The organism is Faecalibacterium sp. An77, from assembly GCF_002161315.1.
In the GTDB taxonomy this organism is placed as follows: Bacteria; Bacillota; Clostridia; order Oscillospirales; family Ruminococcaceae; genus Faecalibacterium.
Genome location: NZ_NFHK01000079.1, coordinates 1 through 6,198, shown reverse-complemented (window position 1 = coordinate 6,198; position 6,198 = coordinate 1). Strand labels below are relative to the sequence as shown.

Below are 6,198 nucleotides of genomic sequence, written 5' to 3'. Positions count from 1 at the left end.
CCCGGCTACATCGCCACTCCGCAGACCGCACCTCTGCGTGAGATCCAGCCCGACGGCAGCCGTCATCCCTTCGACCAGTTCATCATCGCCAAGACTCCGGCCGGCCGCTGGGGCGAGGCAGAGGACCTGGGCGGACCCGCTGTCTTCCTGGCTTCGGATGCTTCCAACTTCATCAACGGCCACATCCTGTATGTGGACGGCGGCATCCTGGCTTACATCGGCAAGCAGCCCCAGTAAAAGATTCATTCCACGCTTTGTAAAAGGCCGGGCCCTGGTTTTCAGGGCCCGGCCCTTTTTTCGCCCTTGTATAATAACCGCAGCGCCCGCGCAGGCGGGCGCTGGTCTGAAAAGCTTTTTGCCAGGCTTTTTCTCGAAAAAGCCGAAAACCCCCGCTTATTTCCGCGTGTGCCTGAATAAATACCCCCGGGTCTCCCGGGCCACTTCGCCTGAAAGGCCCAGCAGACCCACCAGGTTGGGCAGCATCATCAGGCCGTTGAAGGTGTCCGACAGACTCCAGGCCGAGCTGAATTCCACATTGGCTCCGGCGGCGATGAGGGACAGAAAGGCCAGCCGGTAGGCGAACAGTGACCCCGGGCCAAAGAGATAGGACCAGCACTCGGCGCCGTACTGGCTCCACCCCAGCATGGAGGACCAGGCGAACAGCAAGACCGCCCCCGCAATGAAGGCCGGTCCCAGCGCGCCGAAGGTGGAGGAAAAAGCCTCTCCGGCCAGATCGGGGGCCGGGGAGAGGGTGAGCATCTGCCCGGTGCGAAGGTCCACCAGACCCGAGGTGAGCATGGCCAGCGCCGTCATGGTGCAGACCAGGAAAGTGGAAACAAAAACCTGAAAAATTCCCCACATGCCCTGCTGGACCGGCTCCCGGGTGGAGGCGGACCCGCTGGCGATGGCGGAGGAACCCAGGCCCGCCTCGCTGGAAAAACTGCCCCGCATGAAACCCCAGCGCACCGCCGCCGCGGCGCCGTAGCCGATGACCCCGCCTCCGGCGGCCTGCATCCCAAAAGCTCCTTTCAGGATGGCCCCCAGCGCCGCCGGAAGGGCGGATGCATGGGTGACAATCACCGCCAGCGCGCCCAGCAGGTAAAAAACCGCCATGAAGGGCACCAGCTTTTCGGCGGCGGACGCCACCCCGCGCATCCCGCGCCAGAGAATCAGCCCGGTGACGCCGGCCAGAACCATGCCGGTGACCAGAGGCGGCAGGTGAAAGACGGTTTCCAGGCTGGCGGCGATGGCGTTGGCCTGGCTCAGGTTGCCGATGCCGAAGGAGGCCAGCACGCACAGCAGGGCAAACAGCCCCGCCAGCAGCCGGCCCAGGGTTTTGCAGCCGGGCCGGGCCCCCAGGCCCAGCGTCAGGTAATACATGGGCCCGCCGTGCCACAGGCCGTCCTGCTGCTGACGGTACCGCAGGCCCAGCAGGTTTTCGGCGTAGGAGGTCATCATCCCGAAAAAGGCCATGACCCACATCCAGAAAATGGCCCCCGGCCCGCCGCTGATGAGGGCCACCGCCACCCCTACGATGCTTCCGGTGCCGATGGTGGCCCCCAGCGCGGTGCACAGGCTCTGCAGCGGGCTGATGCTGCCCTCGCCCTCCTGGGCCAGCTCGGGCTGGCGGGTCAGGATGGCCCCCAGGGTTTTCCCCAGCCAGAGTTTCAGGTGGACCAGCTGAAACCATCCGATGCGGAGGGTCAGCCAGAGCCCGGCAGCGGCCAGCAGGCCGACCCCGGCCGGTCCCCACACCAGTTCGTTGACCGCGGTGAGCATTTTTTCACCCCCAGACAAAAAAGAGGAGCCGTACCCGAGCGGTACAGCTCCTTTTATTTGTATGATGCGCGGGGGAAAGCTATGAGGGCAGATCAGGCGTTTTTGGCCTGATGGAGCCGGCTTTCCTCCTTGGAGGGGTGCTTGGGCAGCAGGCCGGCCCGGTCCAGGGCGGGCTTGACGGCCAGATACAGCAGCACCACGCAGACGGTGGACACCAGGCTGTTCACCAGGGTGACGCCGCCGGCCACAGCGGCCAGCGCCTGGGCGGCGGTGTATTCCTGGCCGAAAATGTAGACGTTGCGGAAGTAGCCCAGCAGGGGGTCGGTGATGACGTTGACCAGCAGGCCCGATGCGGCCGACACCGTCACCCGCACCACATAGGACAAGCGGCGGGTGGTGTCGGCGTTGTCGATGCGGCACAGGCGGTGGGCCACCACGCCGCACACCACGCCGATGATGAATTTCAGCACAAAGGTTGTGATGGCATAGCCCGGGTCACCGGCTAGAATGTCGGCCAGAGCCAGGCCGATGGCGCCGGCCAGACCACCCGAGACGCCGTCCATCAGCAGGGCGGCCAGAGCGGTGAAGGTGTTGCCCAGATGGAAGGACGAGCCCCCGTAAAAAGGCACCCGGAAGAACAGATAAGCGGCGAAGCTCAGCGCGGCCATGACGCCGGTGAGAGCCAGTTCGTGCGGGGTAAAGCTGCGCTTGTACAGCGCGCTGGCGAACAGAATCACAATGACGACGACGGCCAGCAAAAGCCACATCGCGGTGGATGACATGACGATCCCTCCCAAAAAAGTTTTACGTCCCGGCCCTTGACAACCGGGCCCTGTGCAGGTATGCTCCTATTATAATCAAAACTGGCTCCATGAAAATACCCAGAATACAACTTTTTTATGGTGTCAGTTTGAAGGGGAGGGAATCAGAATGCTGCATTTGACCACAGCTTTGGACCCGGCTTCCCAGGTGCCGCTGTATGAGCAGCTGTACCGGAGCCTGGTGGCCGAGATTCGGGCCGGACAGCTTCCGGCGGGGACCCGGATGCCGGGCAAGCGCAGCCTGGCCGAGGCGCTGTCGGTGTCGGTGAATACGGTGGACGGGGCCTATCAGCTGCTGGCGGCGGAGGGCTATCTGGCCAGCCGGCCCCGCAGCGGCTTTTATGTACAGGAATACCCGTCCCTGCCGGGGGAGAAGAATCCCGGCGGAACGGGCGAGCCGCCGGAGACGGCGGCAAAGACCGGCGAAACGCCCACAGACGGGCAGCCGGTGCGGTACGATCTGTCCACCAGCGGCGTGGATACCGGGCTGTTTCCGTTCCGCACCTGGGCCCGGCTCCAGAAAGAGCTGCTGTATACCTCGCCGGACCTGCTGGCCCGGGGCGACCCCAAGGGGGATGTGCAGCTGCGGCAGGCCCTGACCGAATATCTGGCGGAATACCGGGGGGTGCGCTGCACGCCGGACCAGATTGTGGTGGGCGCGGGCATGGAATACCTTCTCAGCCTGCTGGCGCCTCTGCTGACGGGGCCGGCGGCGGTGGAAAACCCCGGCTATCCCCGAGCCCGCAGGGTGCTGGAAAACAGCGACCACAGCTGCCGGTTTCTGCCGGTGGACGAAGGGGGACTGTCGGTGACGGCTCTGGCGGCCTCCGACGCGGCGGTCTGTTATGTGACCCCCAGCCATCAATTCCCCACCGGGGTGACCATGCCGGCTCCCCGGCGGGCCGAACTGCTGGGCTGGGCCGCTGCGCGCCCCGGCCAGCGGTATATCATTGAGGACGATTATGACTCGGAATTCCGCTTCGACACCCGGCCCCTGCCCAGCCTGCAGGGGATGGCGGGGGCGGACGGCCCGGTGATTTATCTCTCCACGGTGGCCCGCAGCCTGGCTCCCGGCATCCGTATCGCCTATATGGTGCTGCCCCAGCATCTGCTGCCGGCCTGGGAAAAGCGCTACGCCCTCTATTCGGGCACCGTCAGCCGGTTTGAGCAGCAGACGCTGGCCCGGTTCATTGGGGAGGGCTATTTCACCCGCCATCTGGCCCGCAGCCGGGTGGCCTATAAGGCCCGGCGCAACGCCCTGGCCCAGGCTCTTGCTGAGGCGTTTGGTCCGGCGGTGCGGCTGTCGGGGCTCCATACCGGGCTTCACCTGCTGGCCCAGTTTACCGGGCCGGTTCCGCCGGATACGGTGCTGGCCGAGGCCGCCCGGCAGGCCGGCATCCGGCTGGCAGCCCTCAGCAGCTATTACATGGCGGATTCTTCTTCCTGCCCTTCCGGTACGCTGGTGCTGGGATATGGCGCGCTGGAGGACGGGCTCTGTTCCTCGCTGGCCGAGACGTTGAAAAAGGCCTGTACAGCGGCCTGGGAGGAGTCGTCCAGATGATACAGGCCGGTGCGGCGGTCCAGCTCCCCCGGCAGGGCGCTGCTGGCCACCTCGGCCTGGTTGTTGGCCAGCAGTTCCAGCGTGTCCTCCAGGGTCAGCAGGTCCCCGGCGGTCAGATCGGTGAGAAGGGAACCGCTGGACTGGCGCAGGGCTTCGGGCAGGGAAGCCGGCAGGACGTCCAGGTTCTGGCGGAAAAAGGCGTCCCAGACGGCGGCCCGGGCTCCGGCCACCGTTTCGGGGGCCAGCGTCTGGGACAGCTTGGTGAGGAAGGCGTGGGCGGCAGCGGCGCTCCAGTCGCCGACGCCGGCCTGCTCAAAGCGTTCCAGCTCGCTGGCAGTCAGAGCGCCCGAAAAGCCCACCCGCAGATTGCCGTAACTGTCGCAGAGGGAGACGAGGGTGTCGAGGGTGGCGGCCAGATAGTGGGCGTCCTCCGGCAGGTCCAGCACTTCCCGCAGACCCTGCAGACAGCGGGCGGGCCCGGCGGCATTGTAGCAGGCGGCCAGAGTGGCCTCCCCATCGCTGAAGGGGACAGCCAGCTGGCCCGGCACCGCCATCAGATGGATGCAGTTCTGGTCCGCATTCAGATAGAGAAGAAGAAAGGCCGGGTCCTCCCCGGCGACACAGGTTAAAAGGGTCAGGTGGTTTTCCTCCCGGGGCAGCAGCACCGGCACGCCGCTCTGGCTCTCGGATGCCCGGACCCGCTGGGCGGACTGGTACTGTGCAAAGAGGATTGTGGCCGCCACCAGCGGCAGCAGGACCAGCAGGGTGACCCACAGCGAGGTCCAGAAACTTTTCCAGCCTTTGGTTTCCATTGAGGCAGCCTCCTTGGAATGGATTGGGATGATGCCGGCCCGCAGAGGCCGGATGCAGATTGCGTATAAAGTATACACCGGGCGGGCAGACTGTATGCAGTCCAACCCATAAGGAGGTTTCAAAAGCATGAGCGATTCCATCGACCGTTCCGTCCCGGACCAGGACAAGATGATGAGCCTGCCGGAGCCGGAGGATTTCTGGCTGGAGCTGGGCCCCGCCAGCGCATATTATGGCACCGACGCCTACGACACCGCTCTGCGGGAAGGGGATGCGTCCCCCGACGCCAAGCGTCTTGGCTGGACCGGTGCAGAGCCGGGCAAGGGCAGCCTGGATGACGTCCCGCCCGAGGACCGGTAACTGGTTTTGCGCGTATTCCTGCGGCCTCCGCCTGCCCGGCGGAGGCTTTTTTGGCAAAAATAAAAATCCTTGAAAAAAGTACTTGACAATCCCGCTGGTTGTGGTATAATAACTCACGTCCTCAGCCGGACGGCTGGACAAAACAAAATAAGCGGATATGGCGGAATTGGCAGACGCGTTAGATTCAGGTTCTAATCGGGGCAACTCGGTGGAGGTTCAAGTCCTCTTATCCGCACCAAACCAAGAAAATCCGAACCTTTTTCCAATCGGAGAAGGGTTCGGATTTTTCGTTTTCTTCGGGGAGTTGAATCAGGGGGCTGTCCCCTGTCCGAAACTGTACCAGAAGGCCGGGCGGGGCAGGCAGTGACGGCTTGAACCGGAGGACAAAAGAAAGGCGCACCCCGAAAGGTGCGCCTTGTCTGAAAAAAGTCGTTTGCGGTCCGTATGTAAAGCAGGGCGTTCCCCAGCGGGAACGTCCTGTTTTTCTTTGGCAATGGGTCTGGCATGTTCCGCCTGCCAGGCGGCGAAGGCCAGCTGGCCTTCCTCGCTGTTGAAACACTCCAGAATGGCAGGATAGAAGCACCTGGCCAGATGCTCGATGACTTCATCGGGATAGATCGAAGTGTTGACGACTTTTTTCTTTTTGTTCAAGTCCACCTCCTGTTCCGGTCCACCGCCTGGCTCATGGGGGTAATCAGCCTGCAAAGCCCCAAGTGTGGAATGAGGGAGGCCGGCCCTGCTTTGCTCCATGAACCGCCCCATATTGTGCGGACAGTACAAAAAAGAGGCCTGCAAGGGGTAGAAGTAAACGAATCAAAGACTGGCCTGGCGAAGCGAGAGCGGAGCCAGGCCAGTCTTTGTCTGGAG

General features: G+C 63.8%; 6 protein-coding genes and 1 tRNA gene. 4 read left to right on the top strand and 3 right to left on the bottom strand.

What is annotated here, in order from left to right; all coding sequences use genetic code 11:
- A partial coding sequence (locus tag B5G28_RS13935; RefSeq protein WP_144265519.1) for an SDR family oxidoreductase occupies window positions 1–237 on the top strand: 237 nt, incomplete at its 5' end.
- A 156-nt stretch (window positions 238–393) separates the two neighbouring features.
- Here B5G28_RS13935 and B5G28_RS13930 read toward each other — a convergent pair.
- Both B5G28_RS13930 and B5G28_RS13925 read right to left on the bottom strand, forming a co-directional pair.
- A complete protein-coding gene (locus B5G28_RS13930) occupies window positions 394–1,779 on the bottom strand; it encodes an amino acid carrier protein (protein WP_087249768.1) in 1,386 nt (461 codons plus the stop codon).
- 92 nt (window positions 1,780–1,871) lie between these two features.
- Window positions 1,872–2,561, bottom strand: a complete 690-nt coding sequence (locus tag B5G28_RS13925; protein ID WP_242956990.1) for an ECF transporter S component — start codon at window positions 2,559–2,561, stop codon at window positions 1,872–1,874.
- A 148-nt stretch (window positions 2,562–2,709) separates the two neighbouring features.
- On the opposite strand from B5G28_RS13925, the gene B5G28_RS13920 reads away from it, so the two are divergent.
- The 3 genes from B5G28_RS13920 to B5G28_RS13910 all read left to right on the top strand — a co-directional run bounded on the left by B5G28_RS13920 (window position 2,710) and on the right by B5G28_RS13910 (window position 5,569).
- Window positions 2,710–4,161 (top strand): PLP-dependent aminotransferase family protein, encoded by a 1,452-nt coding sequence (locus B5G28_RS13920; protein WP_087249764.1) that lies wholly within the window; start codon window positions 2,710–2,712, stop codon window positions 4,159–4,161.
- A 939-nt stretch (window positions 4,162–5,100) separates the two neighbouring features.
- The gene (locus B5G28_RS13915) at window positions 5,101–5,331 is read left to right on the top strand and encodes a hypothetical protein (protein WP_087249762.1); all 231 of its coding nucleotides are present in this window, start codon (window positions 5,101–5,103) and stop codon (window positions 5,329–5,331) included.
- Between the two features lie 151 nt (window positions 5,332–5,482).
- Window positions 5,483–5,569: transfer RNA gene (locus tag B5G28_RS13910), tRNA-Leu, on the top strand.
- 71 nt (window positions 5,570–5,640) lie between these two features.
- On the opposite strand, the gene B5G28_RS15110 is transcribed toward B5G28_RS13910, so the two are convergent.
- Complete coding sequence (locus B5G28_RS15110; protein ID WP_242967641.1) at window positions 5,641–5,988, bottom strand: hypothetical protein; 348 nt, start codon at window positions 5,986–5,988, stop codon at window positions 5,641–5,643.
- Between the last annotated feature and the right edge of the window lie 210 nt (window positions 5,989–6,198).

Bases quoted from the DNA above. Each gene is read 5' to 3' on its own strand.
- B5G28_RS13925 (WP_242956990.1), bottom strand. From the start codon at position 2,561: ATGTCATCCACCGCGATGTGGCTTTTGCTGGCCGTCGTCGTCATTGTG.
- B5G28_RS13920 (WP_087249764.1), top strand. From the start codon at position 2,710: ATGCTGCATTTGACCACAGCTTTGGACCCGGCTTCCCAGGTGCCGCTG.
- B5G28_RS13915 (WP_087249762.1), top strand. From the start codon at position 5,101: ATGAGCGATTCCATCGACCGTTCCGTCCCGGACCAGGACAAGATGATG.
- B5G28_RS13930 (WP_087249768.1), bottom strand. From the start codon at position 1,779: ATGCTCACCGCGGTCAACGAACTGGTGTGGGGACCGGCCGGGGTCGGC.